15 protein-coding genes and 2 pseudogenes are annotated in these 20,668 nt (G+C 37.3%); all 17 read right to left on the reverse strand.

What is annotated here, in order from left to right:
• Positions 1 to 9: 9 nt before the first annotated feature.
• The 17 genes and pseudogenes from SLH51_RS03530 to SLH51_RS03605 all read right to left on the reverse strand — a co-directional run bounded on the left by SLH51_RS03530 (position 10) and on the right by SLH51_RS03605 (position 20,662).
• Positions 10 to 273, reverse strand: coding sequence for an HPr family phosphocarrier protein (locus SLH51_RS03530; protein ID WP_335959154.1), 264 nt, complete (start codon positions 271 to 273; stop codon positions 10 to 12).
• A gap of 272 nt (positions 274 to 545) precedes the next feature.
• A complete protein-coding gene (gene sda / locus SLH51_RS03535) occupies positions 546 to 683 on the reverse strand; it encodes a sporulation histidine kinase inhibitor Sda (RefSeq protein WP_335959156.1) in 138 nt (45 codons plus the stop codon).
• A gap of 394 nt (positions 684 to 1,077) precedes the next feature.
• A pseudogene (locus tag SLH51_RS24405) lies at positions 1,078 to 1,153 on the reverse strand (ATP-binding cassette domain-containing protein); the annotation flags it as partial.
• Between the two features lie 38 nt (positions 1,154 to 1,191).
• Entirely contained in the window at positions 1,192 to 2,319 is a 1,128-nt protein-coding gene (locus tag SLH51_RS03540) for a Gfo/Idh/MocA family protein (protein ID WP_335959158.1), read from the reverse strand.
• Positions 2,320 to 2,523: 204 nt separating this feature from the next.
• Positions 2,524 to 3,597 carry a Gfo/Idh/MocA family protein gene (locus tag SLH51_RS03545; RefSeq protein ID WP_335959160.1) on the reverse strand — a complete coding sequence of 358 codons (1,074 nt, stop codon included), beginning with the start codon at positions 3,595 to 3,597 and terminating at the stop codon, positions 2,524 to 2,526.
• Between the two features lie 171 nt (positions 3,598 to 3,768).
• Positions 3,769 to 4,193 (reverse strand): annotated as a pseudogene (locus SLH51_RS03550) (glycoside hydrolase family 66 protein).
• A 2-nt stretch (positions 4,194 to 4,195) separates the two neighbouring features.
• Positions 4,196 to 4,345, reverse strand: a complete 150-nt coding sequence (locus SLH51_RS03555) for a hypothetical protein (protein WP_335959162.1) — start codon at positions 4,343 to 4,345, stop codon at positions 4,196 to 4,198.
• Between the two features lie 116 nt (positions 4,346 to 4,461).
• Positions 4,462 to 5,448: a carbohydrate ABC transporter permease gene (locus tag SLH51_RS03560; RefSeq protein WP_335959163.1), complete on the reverse strand. Its 987-nt coding sequence runs from the start codon at positions 5,446 to 5,448 to the stop codon at positions 4,462 to 4,464.
• Between the two features lie 6 nt (positions 5,449 to 5,454).
• Positions 5,455 to 6,204, reverse strand: coding sequence for a carbohydrate ABC transporter permease (locus tag SLH51_RS03565; RefSeq protein WP_335959164.1), 750 nt, complete (start codon positions 6,202 to 6,204; stop codon positions 5,455 to 5,457).
• 107 nt (positions 6,205 to 6,311) lie between these two features.
• Positions 6,312 to 8,579 carry a DUF5696 domain-containing protein gene (locus SLH51_RS03570; protein WP_335959166.1) on the reverse strand — a complete coding sequence of 756 codons (2,268 nt, stop codon included), beginning with the start codon at positions 8,577 to 8,579 and terminating at the stop codon, positions 6,312 to 6,314.
• Complete coding sequence (locus SLH51_RS03575) at positions 8,573 to 10,594, reverse strand: YIP1 family protein (RefSeq protein WP_335959167.1); 2,022 nt, start codon at positions 10,592 to 10,594, stop codon at positions 8,573 to 8,575. The genes SLH51_RS03570 and SLH51_RS03575 overlap by 7 nt, the downstream gene beginning before the upstream one ends.
• A gap of 1 nt (position 10,595) precedes the next feature.
• Complete coding sequence (locus SLH51_RS03580; protein WP_335959169.1) at positions 10,596 to 11,465, reverse strand: carbohydrate ABC transporter permease; 870 nt, start codon at positions 11,463 to 11,465, stop codon at positions 10,596 to 10,598.
• Between the two features lie 34 nt (positions 11,466 to 11,499).
• Positions 11,500 to 12,477, reverse strand: a complete 978-nt coding sequence (locus SLH51_RS03585) for a carbohydrate ABC transporter permease (protein ID WP_335959171.1) — start codon at positions 12,475 to 12,477, stop codon at positions 11,500 to 11,502.
• Entirely contained in the window at positions 12,461 to 15,475 is a 3,015-nt protein-coding gene (locus tag SLH51_RS03590) for an extracellular solute-binding protein (RefSeq protein ID WP_335959173.1), read from the reverse strand. Before SLH51_RS03590 ends, SLH51_RS03585 begins: the two co-directional genes overlap by 17 nt.
• A 192-nt stretch (positions 15,476 to 15,667) precedes the next feature.
• Positions 15,668 to 17,227, reverse strand: coding sequence for an ABC transporter substrate-binding protein (locus SLH51_RS03595; RefSeq protein ID WP_335959174.1), 1,560 nt, complete (start codon positions 17,225 to 17,227; stop codon positions 15,668 to 15,670).
• Between the two features lie 477 nt (positions 17,228 to 17,704).
• Entirely contained in the window at positions 17,705 to 19,381 is a 1,677-nt protein-coding gene (locus tag SLH51_RS03600) for a glycoside hydrolase family 13 protein (protein WP_335959176.1), read from the reverse strand.
• A gap of 3 nt (positions 19,382 to 19,384) precedes the next feature.
• The gene (locus tag SLH51_RS03605; protein ID WP_335959178.1) at positions 19,385 to 20,662 is read right to left on the reverse strand and encodes an extracellular solute-binding protein; all 1,278 of its coding nucleotides are present in this window, start codon (positions 20,660 to 20,662) and stop codon (positions 19,385 to 19,387) included.
• Positions 20,663 to 20,668: the final 6 nt, after the last annotated feature.

Consider the following 20,668-nt stretch of genomic DNA (forward strand, 5'->3'; position numbering starts at 1 on the left):
AACAGTTTATCAAATTCTGCTTATTGTTGAATCTTCGTCTTTAAAAAATCTAGTAGTTAATTCATCTAAAAGCGACTCTTCATCATATCCATCGACGATTAAATTAATAGCTACATTAGGAGCAAGACCTAACGACATCACACCCATAATACTTTTACAATTAATTTTCCTATTATCTACTTGTATATAAACATCTGAAGAATACTTTTGTGAGACATTAACAAGTTCATAGGCAGGCCTAGCTTGTAGACCCGTATTTAATTTCACTTTCATTATTTTTTAAGCATTTGACCGAACTCCTTTCTGCACAAATATAAGAATATCTCAATATCTTTTTCTGATAGTCTAACCTTTGCTTTTGCATTCCCTTTGAATATATTTACTCATATACTCTAATATTTTTAGTAAAAGCTGTTAAAAACTGCTTTAAACATTTTAGACTATTCGTTTATACTAAATGTTACTTTCACCTACTTTAAAGCGTAAATAGCAACATCAAATGCATTTTTCTCCTCATAGTTTTGAAAAGTAGCTCAAGTTATTAATCAAATGACAGCCTTTTCATTTTGGTAAGCCCCTCTCTTGACCAATTCTGATTCTACAATTTCAATAAAATCTCTTTCTAAATTCATTTCAATCGCCTTCTCGTATACTTCTAATAAATCATGAGTCATTATTTGCATGCTGGCCTCCGTAATATGCTTTTTAATAACCACAGTTTAAAATATACCTTTCTTTATCCAGGGCAAATCCCCATTCCCAAATTAAGTATTAATCTTCTATTTCAATTATAATTGAATGCTTAATGATTGAAATACACATTAAGTAAACGCTTAACAAACGACACCTTCTTATGAATATAATCCACTATTCTTTTGAAATATAAATACCAATCCAATCGCATACCGACTCAGTTTGAGATTTACATTCCTCTATCAATACAAATTTAAAGCTGTTAAGAACTACTTCTCAACAGCTTTAAGTCATTAAAACTATTTTTCTTGAGTGTTAATGATACGTTTCTAACTACTCCTATTTGCGGCTGCTATCAGTTACACTTTAAATTTTAAAAAAACGTGGATTTCTCAGCAAGGCGCGAGCTATAGATATACGCTGACGTTGACCACTAGAAAGTTCCCCCCCGTTCCCCAACCTACTAGCTAATGTTCCAACTATAACTTTATGACTTTGTTACCTTTCAACAGAAACTTCTTTTCTTAAGTCAGCTGATTGAATGACTGCATCAATGACTTTTTGAACCGAATACCCGTCTCTGAAAGTAGGAATACCAGTTGATGATGCCCTTCCACTATTTTTACTTTCTACAAGCAAATCAGCCCATTTCCAAATTTCATTGCGTTCGGTTAAACGCCACGGCCTAAACCGTTCTTCACTCGGTTGAGCCAAGTCATCCCACTTCATGACATTTTCTAAATGAAGCTCTTGCCATTGTTCTTTTCCATGGGCATAGGTTAATACAACTCCTAATTCGCTCGAAAGAAATTTCACTGCTCCTTTACTTCCGAAAAAGGACAACTCAATGGTTTGGCGTCTGTTTCCCTGAGAGGAAATCCAGCTTGTATAAAACGAACCATGTGCACCCGACGGGAAAGAGGCATTAAAATAGACTGAATCTGCTGATTGATCATGATTGTCCATTTCATGGATCGTTTTTACTTTTCCTTCATGTAAAAAGGAGAGTGAGGCTTGTACCTTGCTAACGTTTTCATTTACGACAAATTGAACAAGATCAATCAAGTGCGATCCTAAATCAGCAAGAACGCCGCCCGTTCCTCCTTTTGATTTTGTTCCACGCCATCCTGGTGGACCAGACAATCCATAAGCCCCTGTGTACTGAAATTTCCCGTCATAGATCCTCCCAATAAAATCTTCCTCTAATAGTTCCTTTAGCTTTTTCACTGCTGGATGTTCACGGTAAGTAAAATTAACTCCGTGAACAATCCCGTTTTCTTCAGCAGCTTCAACCATTAAGCGGGCCTCATCGCGGTCCATTGCTAATGGCTTTTCACACATTACATGAATACCGCGTTTACTTGCTTCTAATGCAATATCATGGTGTGATTCATTCGGCGTAACAATACAAATACCGTCCAGCTCTTCCTTCTCAAACATTTCTTGATAGGATTGATAGTTTGCTAGAATATTGTATTTGTTGGCTAATTTTTCAGCAGTCGTTCCACTCTGGCTGCAAATGGCTTGTATTTGAACCTCTGGATGCTTTTCCAATATAGGCAGATACCATAAATCTGCAAATGAACCGGCTCCTACTACCCCGATCTGTGCTTTCCTTCCATTCATAAGATCCTCCTATAAATTAAATAGTAGTGTATGTTCAAAAAGGGAAAAGTCGTCCTTTTTGTCTATTGAACTTGCAATGGCTTCTCTCACTGCACGTCTGCTATGAGAAAACCGCTCATAGCAAACTTAAAAGATTTGCAGTGGCTCCGCTCATTGCTTCGAGGTCGTTCAAAAAGGGAAAAGTCGTCCTTTTTGAACGACCTCTTAATCTACTTTCACAGATTGACCGCTTTCTGCAGACTGAATGATTCGCTCAAGTACTTTCTGATTTTGATAGCCATCATAGAAAGTCGGCGTTCCCTCTTGCTGATTGTTTGTTACTAAGTCAGCAAAATCCTGTAATTGTTGTTTCTTATACTCGTCAGGTACTTTTTCGGTTTTAAACGCGGGTCTTGTACCTGTTTCATCCTTTTCATTTTTAACACAAAGATCAATCTCATCCGGTCTCTCACAGTTAACGTGAATCGTACCATAGTCGCCGTACAGTGTGACCTCATGCTGGTTCCCAGATCCAACTGCATTTCTTGTCGTAAGAAAATTACCAATGACATGATTGTCAAGAACCGCTTGAAAACTAGCGTAATCATCGACATCGACTTTTTTTAACTCTCCATCGTTTGGATCTTTTCTATCATGAATAAATGTTTCCATTAATGCTGATACAGAATGAAATTCTCCAACAAAGAATCTAGCACTATCAATCATATGAGCACCTAAATCCCCTAGGGCTCCCGTACCTGTAACCGCTTTATTAAAACGCCAAGCATAAGGTACTTCAAATAGTGGTGCTCCAAATGATTGGAGATATCGAACAGCAATATGGCGAATTGCACCAATCGCATTTTCTTCTATCAGCTTTTTCGCATAGCGAAAGGAAGGAACATAACGGTAAGAAAATCCAACCATGCAAGGGATTGGTTGTTTTTCATACAAGACAGCTAAATCCTCTGCTTCCTTAAAATTTAAGGTGAAAGGTTTCTCTGCCATAATCGGCTTTTGATAGTGAATACATAATTCTAACACCTTGGCATGCAAAAAGTTGGGCACGATTGAAATCACAGCATCAACATCAGGATCTGCGATCAACGCTTCCATATCATTAAAGCGTTTCTCTTCACTAACCCCTTCTTCATTACCAATTGTATTCAAAAGCTCCTCATTAACATCACAGAGAGCGCCCAACTGTAGTTGTTCTAATTCAGAGATCATTCTACGATGGGCATTCGCCATCCCGCCAAGGCCAATTAACCCAACCGTTATTACATCATTTTTAATCATGTATTCTCCTCCTTCAAAAGCTAAACACTTTATTTTTATTCAATCACTATTGTAAGTTGATCATCGCAGGAGTAGAACAAGCATTTTGAAAACGCTTAACTTTAGACACCAATTAAGGAATATAAAACACTCATTATTTAAATACTAAGTTAGTACTACCTATCCTAGTACTCAATAACTATTCCAATATTCTAATGAAGGAAGCGTAAACGTGATTTGATCGCCTTCTTGCACAAAATCAAGCTCAATGGCTGATCCTTCCAAAACATCTGGTGAAGCCATCCAGACTTTTGCAACTTCTTGATCGGCATTTACCGTAACTGAAATATTTTCTCTCAATTCTGGTTCAGTTTGTGTTCCCATTGCATCCTTCCACTCTTGTGAAATGGCATCTGTAAAATTAATAAAATGTAAAATCTCTTTATTATCTTTTTGTTTTGTGAAATTCCATACAGTAGATAATATTGGTGTGTGACTATCTGTAGATCTGTAGAACTCACTTCTTTCTCTATTTCTTTTATATCATCCCGAAGGTTTTGGTAGGCAACAGAAAAGTCATAATAGCGAATTAATTGGTGTTCTAACTCAGCTGGAATCTTTAAACTTTTATCTCAAGCCATTTTCCATTTACGAATGGATTAGTTTCATCTACTTTAACCGTTTCACCTTCAAATACATCTTCTTTCAGCGATTGAGAGGATCCTATGCTAACACAACCAGTTATAGCCAATATGCTATGTTTTTTCATTTCCCATCCCCCACTATCTTATATAAGAAGTATCTCTTGTCATGATTAAATGGATAAGTGTGGGCTATGAGAAACCTACATCATAGCCCACTAAAATATTCTCATATTCACAAAATTTATTCGCCTGTAATCCCTGACTTATCAATACTTTCCACAAACCATCTTTGTACAATCAGATACATTATAGCTAATGGAAGAATGGAAATAATTGTTCCTGTAAAGGCTATTGCTTCTGTATAGCTCAAGTTTGGATTGACACCAGGGTCGCCGGCACCACTTGCCTGTGCGACTCCCTCATAGGTTTGCTGCAAAGATCCTAGTAGCATCGGAACTGTCTGAATTTTCCCCTCTAAATAAAAGGATGTTAAAAACGTTTCATTCCAATATAGCGAAAATGCGTAAACACCAACAATGATAAAGGCTGGACGAACCATTGCTATCGCGATTGTCCAAAACGTCCTTAACGCATTCGCTCCATCTAGAAAAGCGGCTTCCTCCATCGCTTTAGGTATTAATCTAAAAAATTGAAAGAAGATAAGAATAAATAACGCAGCTTGTTCTCCTTGTCCTGTTAAAGCAGGGACTACCAACGCTCCAATATTTCCTTTCAGATTCAATTCCGTAAAAATTTGATATCTTGGAATAAAAAATAACGTTTTCGGAACGATGTAGGTAAATAACAATAATAGAAAGACGATATTTTTTCCTCTAAAATCAAACCTAGCTAAACCATATCCTATTAATGCGGAGGAGATAATAACGCATATTGTCGAGACACCGGCCAATAATGCTGTCGTAAAAAAGGCATTCGGCATATTTAATGCATTCCATGTCAACTCATAGTTAAAAGTATAGAGGCTCGTTGGCAACCATTCGACGGTGCTATCAGCGAGATCTAAGTTGGACATCAAACTGACCGAAAACATGTAAATTAAAGGGTAAAGAAATACAAAACCAAAAATTAGCAAAATCGTGTAGGTTGATAATTTGTATAAGAGGCCATCACTCATTTGCGAACCAAAGAACATTTTCTTTACTTTTAATCTATTTTTCTTAACTCCGTACGTGAAACGATTATATGTTTCTGCTAAGTTACTATACATTTATTATCACCTCACACTTATCTTTCTGCTTCGAGTTGCATAGTACAATATAGAGATTAGTAGTATTTGAACGAAAGTATATAGAATGGAAATCGCAGAAGCATACCCCTCACGTCTAGAGCCTTCATATGTCGACTCCAAAATAATTCCAATAATCGGATTAAGTTCAAAATTGGCTAGAAAAACAACAACAAAGACTACGCATACACTTACTAGAGGATATATAGTAGGCAGTGTGATCTTCCAGAAAGCTGACCATGGCGACGCACCATCGATAGATGCAGCCTCATACATATCCTTGCCGACTTTCTGAAGTGCGGCAAGGAAAATGAGAATGGGAACAGCACTGTACCACATGAGCTGAACAATCAATTCAAAAAGGGAAACGATCCACAAAACAACATTTTGAGATGGAATAATCGTGTAAATCACATCTAAAAGCAGCCTGTTTGCACTGATCGCCATTCCACCGTAACTACTTATATTTTCCATCAACTCACCACTCATAATAATGACCGGCAAGAAAAACAGTAATCGGAAAAACGACTTCCCCTTTATCTTTTGATTAAGCAGCACCGCAATGATGACAGATAGTGCAATAATGACCGGTACATATAGCAGCGTACTGACAAAAAAGTTTTGAGCTGCAATCACAAAGTCGACGTCTTCAAACAAAATCCTCTGATAATTTTCAAGACCAACCCAGTTATATCTCCACCCTGATCTGCTCCCAAAGGAAACATTATTAAAACTCATGAATATCGTCCTATATAATGGATACAAAACCAATACCAAAAAACCAATAATCCAGGGGCTGATAAAGAGAATACCAGTTAAAGCTTTTTTCTGCTTCATACTCAGCGTCATAATATCACAACCCCTTTTGCTTTAATCTGCACATCTCCATAGATATAATCTAAATCATTATAATTAATCATGATTTCCTTCCCATTACTATACTCGACGATAACGACCCCCTCATCGACGATTGTATGATTAATCATCTCACTGCCTACAACTTTCCCGAGCCCTTCATTGACAAAGTTGTAATAGCCATCGATTCGATCCTCTAAATAGCTATACTCTGAAACATAGATATCATTTGAAACTGTGCCTTTTAATTTGTAAGTCGATTCTCCTGTCAGTACAAATGAAGGGTAGACGCCAAACTCAATGAGTCTTAATTTTGCATCGGTATCATTTGGTGAGAAATTCATATAATACGAATACAAATCTTTAAAACCACTTAAGACTAGTGAAACCAATGGAATGGTTTCATCGATAAACATTAACCCTGACGAATGAATAGGTGTATCAAAATAATCATCAATATATGGATAAAGATAAGCATCAGGCGCGTACATACTTGTACGAATGCCATGCTCATGTAAATAGTCCATTACCTTTTTTGTATATTCCATCCCCTCCGTACTACTCCCGATCGTACCACTATCGTAATGAGTAAATAAGCTGCCGGAGAATCCATCCAATGCCAATGAGTCGATGCTATTCTTTTTATATTGATCCACATCTTTATCGGCTAATACGGTGTAGAACTTCGGATTATTCAAATAGTTAACTAGGTTATTCTGGCGATTGTACACGCTCAAATCTTGTCTGTTCATTTTACTGGCAGAATACCTCGTTTTTTCAAAATAGGACCGAGCATAATCAACATAGTAGTTAAACTTAATATCGTTTGAAGAAAAGAATTGGACCGCTTCTTCTAAGTCTTCCTGTCCACCTAGACTTCTCAACACATCAAACCTATACGTAAGTTCATTTGGAATAAATGTTTTAAACGTAACATTTAAATTCTCATAGCCCTGATCCAACAATGTCTTACTCAGCTCTTTTGCTTGATCATACGTTGTTACAGGAACACTCTCCTCACCTAACGTCCCCATCGTGATTTCACTATTGACAAAGTCAATTTTCAAAGGAATCTTATCGTAAGAAGAATTTATATTTTTCGTTAGCCCTTCTTTTTTTTCAAGGAGATCACGATATTTTTTAGCAACACCAACATAGTTTGCGTCACTCTCATTCAAGAAGACATACCTTTGAACAAGATCAAACTGATTTGGTTTCGGTTGGAAGCCTAAAACATGCTGATCTTCATTGACCCGGCTTTGAAACTGAGAATAGGCGGTACGATAATTGTAAGCAAAATACGATTGATAGTATTTCGTATTTGTATCTCTAGCTCGATAATTATAGGTTGCATAACTACTTCCGCTTTCAGAGATCACTAACACACCCATGTTATCGACTTCGTGAATAATCCCGAAAATCGGCAAGGATACACTCTCTAATGGCTTAGTCGACAGCCCTCTCCGACTTGGTGAAGAGGTGTTTTCATATCCCATATCCCTCCCATAAACTGGAGCCGAATAACCTGCTGCATGCTTTGGTGTTTCATCTAGATTTACGATCGCCCCAGCTCCATCAGGGATGACCATATAACCGTTTTCTTTGTGGCTTGCACTTCCAAAAAACGGGTAGATCATTAGTTCATTCATTGATACATTATTATTTCCCGGCTTCCACAAATCTGGGTTATACTCTTCTACACTTTCCTGTGGGATATGAAAAAGCAAGTCCCCTCCTTGCAGGGTAACAACCGCATCAAACTTTACTTGCTGAGCGGTAAAATCAACCGTTACCGTAAAACCATCGTCCATCATTTGATAGGTCTTTTCGACATTGTTATCGAGAACGGTTCTCCTGCCCGGCGTGAAGCGATCATAGGTTACTAATGATATGCCTGATTGTATATACCTGATCATTTCTTGACTGTAGCCTTCTGCACCCATGTCCCTATGAACATCATAAGAGAACCATGTATAGCCATTGCATTTATCTTTAACAGCAATTGCAACTGACTCTTCTTCTAGATAAAGCTCTAAATGTTCATTTTCCGTTACTTTCGTAAATCGATCCGGAATATCAGCTTCAACAAATTGATCGGCGCATGTCCCAAACTGATCATTTACAATAATATCCTGAAAGTTATCCTTTGCTACAGCAATTGCATATGGAACACCTTGAGTATTGAAATAAACGTAGGCAACTCCAATCATACTTAATATAAGAAGCACTGCACTGTACTTCATTAATCTCTTTACCACCGTTGGCTCACCTCCGTAATCACATCATATATGAACCCAATCAGTTGATTGCCTAACGAATATAATACAAATAAGAACAATCCAATGATCAGCATCGTAAACACACTTTTGGAAATGACAGTAATTGTTTCACTGACATCATAATTATGAATATCTTTTATCGTGAAGAACAATAGAAATGCGGCCCATATAAACATGCCCTGAACCGGTAGATGATAGAATACAGACTGTTCTAAAGTTAACCCGTTACTAAATAAGATGACTAGAGGCATGATAATCACGATAGGACTCAACGCATACGCCGTACTATTATATACATGTGTAAAGCTTCCCTCACCATCATTAATCGAACAAATTAAATAATTTGATACGAGCCACAATACAAAAAGAAACATCATAATCGATAGTTCATACACGATATACTGATCTTTTGGAACAAATAATACATTTGTATACATATGATGCAGGATAAAAATAACAGCAATCAAAATAAAAATCATCGTTGATGACCTTCTAGCTATTCTGTTCTTATCTTGTATTTCATAAATACCATTTAATGGCTGCTTCAAGAAGGAAAACATATATAGCAAATCATCAACCATTTTCATCCTTCTTAGGACACTGACCCGTTTTCTAACCTTTGGACCATACCGGAATTTTCGGTTCAAAAATTTATGCGTAGAAACAACACCTACTACAACTAAAAGAAGCGAAAATACGTTATTTAAATTAGTCTCCAACCATGATTGACGTATTTCCCAAAAAGCTTCTGAGATCCCCTCGCTATACTGAGCATCAAAATATTCTTCGTATGCACTGTAAGGATCCCCTTCGCGAAGGTACGCATCCCCCAAACCGATATGGCCATTATCAAAAATCGAATTATACTTCATCGTATATTCCCATAATTCTTTACTCTCTGTATAATCACCAGCTTGATAAGCTCCCATTGCCTGATGCACTGCATCAGCAAATTGTGTAGATTGATAAGTTTGAATTCTGCTCGTTCCCTGGTCAACAACAATAAGCTCATCAGCTGAATTCGAAGCAATGCTTACCGGTCGGCTCAAAAGCCCAAATCGGCTTGAATTCACATCACTTCCCCCAAACAAGAATAATAGATTTCCATCAGAATCATACTCGAAAATCCATCCTTCCGAGGTGATCGAGTAAACATTGTTATGCTTTCCGATCCAAACGCTTTCCATATTATAGTTAGCAACTAATTCATCAGGGAAATAATTAGTTCCCGAGACGTTAAATTTCTTTAGCGGATTTGTTTCAATAGATGATGTAACTGTATAGATAAATCCCCTATCATCTATCGCGATATTACTAGGAACATCGGGAAAAACCCTCTCAAGCTTCCTTTGTTGCATTTCTGTTAAAAAGAATGACCTGACTTGATCTAACAATGGTACATTTAATGGATTAGCTCCAAAGAAAGTAATGAATTCACCTTCCCTATTTAACATGATCAACCCATTCACAGATCCACTGCTTCTGACGTAGATATTCCCTCTAACATCTACAGCAATATGTGTCGGACTAAAACTATAGCCTTCATTAAAAATGGGCGAGTCCGGCTGCCCAATTTCTCTCACATATTCATGGGTCAATTTGTCGAAGAGAAAGATCTTACTTTGATAGCTATCTACAACATAAATATACTCGTCCGTCACAAATGAACTTTGAACAGTAGTAAGCTTGTCGCTCGCAAGCTCTTTATAAAAGCGATAGTGTTCATCCAATATAAATACTTTATTATGGGAACTATCAGATATATAAATATAGTCCTCCTCATCGACAAATACATGTTCTGGACTTTCTAATCTTTCACCGTTAATGACACTAATTTGCTTGCTTGGCGTATAGGCAGTCTGGGTTTTTATAATCGTTCCTTGGCTATCACTTGTATACGTGTAATAAGGAGCACCGGCAAACACGTATGAATGAGGATGGATAACCATCAGCATGATTCCAAGTAACATTGTGAGTTTCAAATACATCTTCATATTACTTAATCCCCGTATGAGCCATGGAGTTCATGACTTTATTTTGTAAGATGATAAATAAGATTAAATTAGGAACAAACATAACCAAACCCGCTACTGCTGCTAACCCGGCACCCGCAACGATATTACCAGACTGTGATACCAATGTTTCCATATAAAAAGGAAGCGTTCTAATAGACTCTTTATCCATAAAAATAGCTGAGCTTTCAATATTACTCCAGCTTGCTTGAAAGGTTAAAATCGCGACCGTTACAAGCGCTGGCTTTACGAGAGGAAGCATGATACTCCAATACAATCTCATATTTCCTGCTCCATCGATTTTAGCTGCTTCGAGAAGTTCGTTTGGAATTTGATCCATAAATTGTTTGAGTAAAAAGATTCCGATCGGCATCGCTAAAAGCGGGATAATGTGTGCCCAATACGTATTGAAAATCCCTAAATTCACAACAATAAAGAATCTCGGAATCGCAACAGCTACAGGTACAAACATTAACGCAAGCGTATTGATTTTATTAAAGGTGTCTTTTCCTTTGAACTCTAATTTGGACAATGCGAATGCAGCCAAAGAACTAATAAACAACGTAAGCAAGATGACTAGAATCGTCACATACAAACTGTTAAATACATACCTTGACAAAGGCATCCCCGACTCAGCCGAAAAATTAGCTAGCAATCGGAAGTTTTCTAATGTTGGTGCTTGAACAAAAAAACGGGGTGGATATGCAAATAACTCTGTAAACGGTTTAAAGGCATGGTTAAAAATAAAGATAATAGGAAGTGCCATAAAAATAGAAAGAAACGTCAATGCAATATGAAATTTAATCTGATCTCTATGAAACTTCTTCGGGTTAATTTTCATTGATTTCGCCAAAGCTCTCACCACTCTTTATGTTTTAATAATAAAGCTAATCTTTTTCACCGAATAATTTATAACTTATTTTATTGAACAGGACAACAATTAACAGGAGTACAACGGTTACGGCTGATGCGTAACCCATTTCGTAACGAATAAAACCAAAGTCGCTAGCGTGGTCAACAATTAACCAACCTGCATATTGCGGAGGCGGTGTGCCTCCGCTTAGTGTTGCGGCTATCCCAGAAGCATTAAATGTTCCAATAATAGCCATCACTGCACCAAATAACATTTGCGGCTTCATCGAAGGGATCGTAATGAAAAAGATTTCTTGCCACCGGTTTCGAATCCCATCAATGTATGCAGCTTCATATAAGGACTTGTCGACATTCAACAATCCCGCTAACATCGCAAGAAAACCGACACCCATACTTCCCCAGAGCCCAACAAAAATCATAACCGGCACTAAAAACTCAGGAGATTGTAAAAACTGTACCGGCTCTTTAATGATGTTCCATTCTAATAACCAGTAGTTTAAATATCCGACCTGATCCCCACTAAATAAGACTCTCCATACAATTGCCATCATGATCGGACCTGTCACAGAGGGAGAATAAATAATCACTGTGTAGATGGTTCGGACATTATGAGGAACCTGTGATAGCATCCAAGCAAGAAAGAAAGCCATCATATACCCGATTGGTCCTACAATCACTGCATATAATAAAGTACTAGATACTGCATGCTGCAAGAAAACAGTATCTCCTGTAAATAAATCGATATAGTTTTGAAACCCTACAAATTCAGGAAACTGCACGGTATTAAAATAAGTAAAAGACAAGAATACCGCAACTAGTACTGGCATGATAATAAGCAGTGTAAATAATGTAGCGTAAGGCAAAATAAACAGATAAGGTGAATTTTTGACCTTATAAAACAGGCTCTTCATTTGTCTGCTCTTTGGCTTAACAGGGCTGTTTAGGGGCGGCCGATTTACGGACGGCTGTTCTATACTACTGCTCTTTTCCATCTCTTCTCACCCACTTCTCTACGTTTTCTATCGTTGGAACCTTGTAGGGTTTGATTAGCTGGTCGCTATCAATATAGCCAAACTCCCTTAGTTTTCGATCCAATTCTCTATCAATCGTTTTGACTGCATGATCTATCGCGACTCTCGGATTTTCTCTATCAAATACCACTTTATTCCATGCATTACTAATTTCACGTTCAACCATATAATCTCCAGGAACTTTGCCCGTCGTTTGGATCCATTCCCATTGTTCCAAAATGCCGAATTTCGACTCAGACGGCCAAGCGCTTTTTCTAAAACCATCAACGTTAGCTGTTAAATAGAGGAACTGACTCCCTAACGTCGATTGAATATCATATGAGAACGCACTTTGCACCTCTGCGTTTGTCCACCACTTCATGAACTCCCATGATTTATCTTTTTTATCACTTTCACTAAAAATGATGCCTGTGCTTCCATACGTTGGATCCCAGCGTTCAATGACTCCCTGATCATTTTCAACTCCAGGAATCGGCAGGACTTCCCATTGTCCAGCCAACTCAGGCGCAGCATACTTCAATTGAATATAAGTATTCGCATCTCCTATCCCAACCGGAGATTTGCCGTTCCTGAAATTCTGGTAAAACTCAGAAGTTGTAATCGGCATATTATAGACCGTAAATAGGCTTGTCATAAAATCGAACGCTTCGTATGAACCCTCTTGGTTAAGAATGCTCTTACTGCCTGTTTCGTCATACAACTCACCGCCAAATTGATAGATAAATGGAGTCGTTGTATCAAATCCTTTAAATGCACTATCAGCTGCGAGAGGAACAAAGAAGTTCATGTCATATCTCTGCAACATTGGAACAAGACTGATGACCTCTTCCCACGTTTGTGGAGGATCTTCACCTAAAAACTCCATAATATCCTTACGATAAAATAATAGCTTTACATCCTGTGTTTCTGGAATCGCATATACACCCTCATCGTATATAAACGGAACAAAGGAGTTCGGGTTAAACTGTTCTGCCAATTCAAAAAAGCCATCATACGTTCTTAAATCTTCAATGATTCCACGCAATGCAAGCTCAAAGGGTCTTCCATGGCTAATACCTAAAGCCGCATCAGGCGTCGTATCTGCTGCATTGGATAAGATCACTTTGTTTTCATCTGGCAACAATGATAAATTTACATTGATTCCAGTATTTGGTGTAAATTCTTCATCAATCATTCGCTGCATAATTTCAACATATAATCTCGATTGGTTAACCCAAATCTCGATTGTATCTTCGTCAATGACGGCCGCCTCGTTGTATTTCGGATTAAAGAAGGAATATCCAAATGCCTTGGTACCTTCTATTAAATTAGTAACAATCCCAGCATTAGGCCTAGGCAAATTCATGTGATTATGAAAATAAAACTTATCTAAATGCATCGGATTATAAATAAGCATCGGCAAAATGGTTTGAATGCGTCCGTATGCCGAAGAGTGTCCTTCATTAAATCTAGCCATATAATGAGGCAAATCATCCGGCTTTTCCGCAAATTTAATAATCAATTCCTGAGCAATTTCTAGCTCTGAGATCACAGGCAAATCATCCATTTGGGTCTGTTCTATAAGAGCAAGCTTCTGCTCTTCTATTCTCCCTGCGATTCCATACAAATAATCTGTAATATCAGGAATATACCGTTCAATTCTCCATTGCCTCTTTCTGTCTACTAGACCACCCGTTAAACGCATAAACTCTCTAGAAATTGAATCAATCCCCTCCAGTGTCATAAGCAGCTCATGATACACATCCCGAACATGTGAATTGTTAATAGACAACGTAAGAGTATGTTCACCTTTTTCTAAATAGATTTCATAATAATTTCCATCTTCATCTTTCAACGTCTCATTCTTCCAGTTACTTGAATAATCAAACATATATAATTCCAGCTCTTGAAAAGGAACCTCGCCATTGATTTCAATTCTTCTGTACGTCGGCATCCCATTATTCGTATCTTGAGAATATTTCAATGTAAGATGATAATACCCGCTCTCTTCAACAGAAAAATGATAATCTACACTGTCGCCGCTATCACCGAATGAGTAGCCGTCTAACACATTAAGAACTCTTGTTTTGTACTCATAGGGCGTTACCTGTGGATCTCTAACATACTTAGGTCTAATACTTTGCCTGTTTTTCGATGCCATTTTTTCTGCTTCGATCTTAATGGTTTTCTCAGAGGCATCCGTTTGTCCCTTTGTTGATTCACGGTATTCCTCATATGTCGGATTGGAATCAACTGTATTGTGGATCGTTATATCCCCAAGTAAAACATAGCCTTCATTTATTGACATGGTGACCGAATTTATCCCTTTATTTAACTTAAATTTCAAAGGTTCTGTAAAGAAGTGATTTGGATCCATCAAGCCTTCATGTTTCCATTCTGAAATCAACTCAGATCTAGGATTCAATTCATCACCATACCGGTCATACTTTAAATCTCCTTCTAATGAAATCGGTCTCCAATCCATAGAAAAGCTAAGCCGATTCATTTCATTGAACTGAATCTCATCGTTAATTTCAATAGCAAGCTCAGGCGATAAATGACTATCCTGTAAAATATGATAATCAAGCCACAACTCATAAAGTCCATCCTCTGCAGCTTCAACATCAAAGGATATTTCATCACCCGGTTCTAAATAAATAACGTCACTTCCATATCCCTGACTTTTCGAACTTTCATATCGTTCCCCGCCACTAATTTGCGAACGTCTGATACTATAGCTTTGATCAGGAACTACTTCCTGATCGTTATCCCATTGCTTCATCACACTATAATAATTGCCCTCGGATTGAAAACCACTAATATAGGCTTCAATCGCCGACATACTGCGTTCATAATCGGCTTTTGATAATTGCTCATCATAACTATTATTCATATTACCTTTACCAATAAACAGTATGACAGCTAGAGCAATGACCAAAAGACCAAAAATCAAGTACATTATCTTCCTTTTTATCGTCATTTGATCCCAACCTAACACAATCAAATTTTACTAAGAATTTCTTAATATAATAGGTAAGGAGCCTTCCCATGTTGTTAGTTGTTGGCTAAATCTAACTTGACATGTGGGAAGTACTCCTTTTTTCATAACTTAAAACCAAGGAACATCTGAATTTAAAAGTTTAGTAGATTTGATTTAATTCATATGGTACGTTTATCTATTATATTGTCTCAAATAATCCTCTAAATTCTCATTCATCATCGTATCCCACTCTGATGCTATATCGCTGTATCTGACACCTTCATCTCTAATCTGATTTCTTAACTCCCAAATATCTAAATTTGAAAACACGTTACTTACAGCTGGCATCTGTCTTGGGTATGATATTGGGTTGGCCAATTGCTGTTGGAATTCAGGATTTTTAAAAGCTTCAAAGTTAAAGATCGCCAATTCGCTGTCTTCAGGGAAACCCTGTACAAGCGGGTGATTCTCTAATACTTCAGGGTTTGTTGTAATCGGCCACCCTTGAACAAAGTCCATCAATCGGTCCTCCACTCGTAAAGGAGCATCTTCAGGTAATCCAGAATATTCATCAATCAATGACCATTTCGACTTCAAACCTTCTTCCCCATACGTAAGCCATTTCAACAATTGAAACGCCGCTTCTGCTTTGACGGGATCGTCTTCTAATGCACTAGATATGCTTAAAGTATCATAATAAGCTCGAATGCTTGTCGAACCACCTTCTGGAGCTTCCGGCATAGGATAAATATCAATCTCCATTTCACGGTTTACGACTAGTTCCCCAACATCTCCACTGAGTGCAAACATCCACATATTGCTAACCGCTTCTAAACCGTCACCCCATGCCCAACCTAAATTTCCGACTTTTTCAATTCTTTCTGCCTCAGGAAGGTCATAGAAGTGCAAGCCTTCAATCCCTTCTCTGGCAACTTGCTCGAACCACTCACCATATCTTTTACTATTGGTAAAATCCCATGTTTGCGATTCGATATTGTACCCTAGCCACCCATTAGGAATACTGTCAAAATAATGTGCACCATGGTCTTGAAATTCAATGATTCCTGGGAAGATTGGATTATCCGGAGTGAGTTTTGCCACTTCACTTCGTAGATCCTCATAATCTTGATAGGTCCAGTCATACGTTGGAACCTGGATGTTGTTTTCCCTTAGCAATCTCGTATTTATTGCCGGGAATTGACCGACAGACATCCACGGAATCCCATAAATCTCTTCACCATCATACGTTTTCATAACCCTTTTTGCGTTCTCAGAAATCCACTCCGCTTCAGGATCAGCTTCAATATATGGAGTTAAATCTAACGTTAATTCCCTGTCATACGCTTCGGCTGCCAGCGGGGAATAGAAAATATCAGGCAGATTTCGTTCATTTGCTCTTGCCGTAAGCATTTCCATTTGGGTAAAATCTTCTTCATCCGCAGCAAACTGACGGTCACGAACAACTGTAATATTCGGATATTTCTCCATAAACTTTTGGATATTTAAGAATATTGGATTGGTTTCATCATTTTCACCATAGAATTTACTTGCATACACTAATTCAATTTCTTCTTCCTGCCAATCCGGGGTTCCACTTTCATTCTCATCAATTCCGACATATTCGGATAAGTCTAGAGATGCATCTGTACCTTCCTCATTTATTGTTTCTTTCGTGCTACTCTCTCCCGTACAAGCAGATAATAGAAGTAACAATACCAATAAAGTGGGTAAAAATAAGATTTCTTTTTTCATCATGTCCTCCGTATTTTTAAATTTTCCCTTGAAAAATCACAGAACTTCTTTCATTGTTCGTTGTATTGTTCAATGCTCCCCCCCCTTCATTACTACACCATAAAAAGATGGTTTCTCCTTTGAAGAAAAATACATTATTTCTATTCTGTTGCACATTTATTATCTATCGGAAAGCGCTTTCCGGAAACCGTTTTCATTATTGTTAAAGTGTCTATTATTACAACTATACGCCCAGAAAATTACCATCTATCACCAAGAGTGTATTATATTAATAAATCAATAGAGAAACCTGACACCTTTTTAAAAAACATATAAAAAATGATTGATATTTAATTCAATAGATTAGAGTATGGATTTATATTATTTCTTATTTTAAGAATCCATCTTGAAGGTATTATTGTGATTAATAGAGAAAAGTCTCATTCCTGTCATAAAAAAGTAAAACAAAAAAGCAGCCGAAGCTGCTTTTTTTACTAACTATTTTAAAAGGTAAACACGAGACTCATAAGGTTTTAGTGTAATTGACGAAATATCAACACTGCTTTGAACATGATAATTATTGATAAGCAATTGTATAGACTCAAAATGAATACCCTCTGGCAATTCAAATTCTGCCTCTTCCTTTGTGAAATTACACATTACAAGTAATTTCTCTTCACCAAATGTACGTGTATAAGCATAAATTTTCTCATCTTCTTCTAAAATAAGATCATATGTGCCATACACAATGATATCATATTCTTTTCTAAGTTTAATTAATTGTTGGTAGTAGAAGAAAATAGAATCTTTATCTTCTAAAGCTTTTTTTGCATTGATTTCTTTATAGTTTGGATTCACTTTTAACCAAGGTGTACCTGTGGTAAAGCCCGCATTCTCACTATCATTCCATTGAATGGGCGTTCTTGCATTGTCACGACCTTTTACATAAATGGCTTCCATTACTTTATTATGATCTTCATTGCCTTCAATAACTTTTTCACGGTACATATTTTGAATTTCAATATCATTATATTCCTCAATAGATTCAAAGCGAACATTTGTCATTCCTAACTCTTCACCTTGATAAATGTATGGGGTACCTTGCATCATATGAAGGAAGGTTGCAAGCATTTTTGCAGACTCCACACGATACTCTTTGTCATTTCCTAATCTCGAAACCATTCTTGGCTGATCATGATTATTTAAGTAAAGACTGTTCCATCCTTTTCCTTCTAAATCCTTTTGCCACTTTGTCATAACTTCCTTTAAATCAGCAAGTTTCCAAGGTTTCACATCCCACTTTCCACCAGGACCTGAATCTAAATCCATATGTTCAAATGTGAAGATCATATTTAATTCTGTATCTTCTTGATTTGCATACTTTGCTGCATCTTCTGTTGAAGCACCTGGGCATTCCCCTACTGTGATCATGTCATATTTTGAAAGGACTTCACGGTTCATTTCCTGCAAATATTCATGAACACGCGGACCATTCATGAAGAACTCTCCACCCCAGTCGTATTTTTTTCCACCTGGAGCACTTGGTAATCCATCCGCTTTTGAAATCAGATTAATTACATCCATACGGAAACCATCAACACCCTTATCAAGCCACCATGTCATCATGTCATAAATTTCTTTTCTTAATGTCGGGTTTTCCCAGTTTAGATCTGGTTGCTTTTTACTAAAAAGGTGAAGGAAATATTCATCTGTTGCTTCATCATATTGCCATGCCGACCCACTAAAGAAAGATGTCCAGTTGTTCGGTTCCTTATCATCCTTGCCCGGGCGCCATATATAATAATCACGGTAAGGACTATCCTTAGATTTACGAGACTCAACAAACCATTCATGCTCATCAGAAGAATGGTTGACAACAAGGTCCATCATTAGCTTCATACCACGGGCATGCATTTCTTCTAAAAGCTCGTCCATATCTTCCATTGTTCCAAACTCATCCATTATATTTTGGTAATCGCTTATATCATAACCATTATCATCATTTGGAGATTTGTATACTGGTGATAACCAGATTACATCTATACCTAACTCCTTTAAATAATCAAGCTTTGATGTAATTCCTTTAATATCGCCAATTCCATCTCCATTACTGTCAATGAAGCTCCTTGGATAAATTTGATAGACAACACTTTCTTTCCACCATTTTTTCTCCATTTTTTATCTTCCTTCCTCGTTTTTAAGTATTTGATCTATTTCTTTAGCAGCTTGAGCTAAACCGTCCTCTACACTGATCTTTTCCGAAAAAATAAGCGTGAAGTACTTTCCATATATTTCCTCAACATCCCACCACTGAGCAACAGTCGGCCGTAAAAGTGCATCATCTAGACTGTCTAAATATGCTTGATAGTAAGGATATTGGTCATAAAATCCTGATAATTCCACATATTTATTGGATGGTATTAATCCGGTTTGCGCTAAATACGTTTGCGGTTCTATAGAGGTCATCCATTTTACAAATGTCCAAGCGGCTTCCTTATGCTTTGTCGCTTTTGAAATTACCAAGTTTTCTCCACCTAAAAGGGCTCTTTTCCCATTGCTAATGGGGAACGGCGCTGAAACCGTCACTTCATTAATATAGTCAATTTGTTCTTCTGAGTTAACACTATAAAACCATGGTCCATCATCAATCGCGAAATAACTCCCATCAATGACTTGGTGCCATAAACTGCTACTGCTACCTGTAACTGATAAATTACCTTTTTGATAAAGGGATAAAAGTTTAGTAACTGCAGAAATGCTTTTTTCACTGTCCAAATATCCAGTAGCTTTTGAATAGGATGGGTCGGTAAGCGTTCCGCCAAGACCATAAAAATAATGCATAGTAGCCCATATCGATAATGAATCTACTCCAATAACAAACTGATTACTTTCAACCATCTCAATAAGCTCGACCATCGTTTCAGGTGGACTATTCTCACCAGAAGATTCGATTAGCTCCTTGTTATATATTGAAATCTTCGTGTTCGTATTTAAAGGAACACCATAATATTTCCCATTATAATAGTTGGATTGTAGTGGTTCTTCATAAAACTGATCCTTCAATTCATTAAAACCATCAAACTCACTTACAGGATGCAAGAGGCCCAGCTGGGCAAATGACGGAATCCAAACAATATCCATTCTGATAATATCTGGGGGCTTGTTTGCAGATGCCCTGGAAATAAGTGCCGGTTTTAATTCATCCTTATAAGGTTGCCTAACAGACTTTACATTAATCCTTGGATACTTCTCTTCAAATAAAGGAATAAGAATATTTTCAAACAATTGCGTTTCATATTCACCAAACGTATGCCAAATAACAATCTCATCTTTTGAAGGAGTAACATCTAATGGAGGTCGACTGTTTCCAATTATGGTTTGGTTCCCACAAGCTGTTATAATCATACCGAATGCAATCATCAACAAACATATTCTCACTTGTCGAATCACCCCCATGTTCAG

Source organism: Halalkalibacter kiskunsagensis, from assembly GCF_037027555.1.
GTDB classification, from domain to species: Bacteria; Bacillota; Bacilli; order Bacillales; family Bacillaceae_D; genus Halalkalibacter; species Halalkalibacter kiskunsagensis.

Coding starts and splice junctions, on each gene's coding strand:
- SLH51_RS03530 (WP_335959154.1), bottom strand. CDS start 273: ATGAAAGTGAAATTAAATACGGGTCTACAAGCTAGGCCTGCCTATGAA.
- sda (WP_335959156.1), bottom strand. CDS start 683: ATGCAAATAATGACTCATGATTTATTAGAAGTATACGAGAAGGCGATT.
- SLH51_RS03540 (WP_335959158.1), bottom strand. CDS start 2,319: ATGAATGGAAGGAAAGCACAGATCGGGGTAGTAGGAGCCGGTTCATTT.
- SLH51_RS03545 (WP_335959160.1), bottom strand. CDS start 3,597: ATGATTAAAAATGATGTAATAACGGTTGGGTTAATTGGCCTTGGCGGG.
- SLH51_RS03555 (WP_335959162.1), bottom strand. CDS start 4,345: ATGAAAAAACATAGCATATTGGCTATAACTGGTTGTGTTAGCATAGGA.
- SLH51_RS03560 (WP_335959163.1), bottom strand. CDS start 5,448: ATGTATAGTAACTTAGCAGAAACATATAATCGTTTCACGTACGGAGTT.
- SLH51_RS03565 (WP_335959164.1), bottom strand. CDS start 6,204: ATGAGTTTTAATAATGTTTCCTTTGGGAGCAGATCAGGGTGGAGATAT.
- SLH51_RS03575 (WP_335959167.1), bottom strand. CDS start 10,594: ATGAAGATGTATTTGAAACTCACAATGTTACTTGGAATCATGCTGATG.
- SLH51_RS03585 (WP_335959171.1), bottom strand. CDS start 12,477: ATGGAAAAGAGCAGTAGTATAGAACAGCCGTCCGTAAATCGGCCGCCC.
- SLH51_RS03590 (WP_335959173.1), bottom strand. CDS start 15,475: ATGACGATAAAAAGGAAGATAATGTACTTGATTTTTGGTCTTTTGGTC.
- SLH51_RS03595 (WP_335959174.1), bottom strand. CDS start 17,227: ATGAAAAAAGAAATCTTATTTTTACCCACTTTATTGGTATTGTTACTT.
- SLH51_RS03600 (WP_335959176.1), bottom strand. CDS start 19,381: ATGGAGAAAAAATGGTGGAAAGAAAGTGTTGTCTATCAAATTTATCCA.
- SLH51_RS03605 (WP_335959178.1), bottom strand. CDS start 20,662: ATGGGGGTGATTCGACAAGTGAGAATATGTTTGTTGATGATTGCATTC.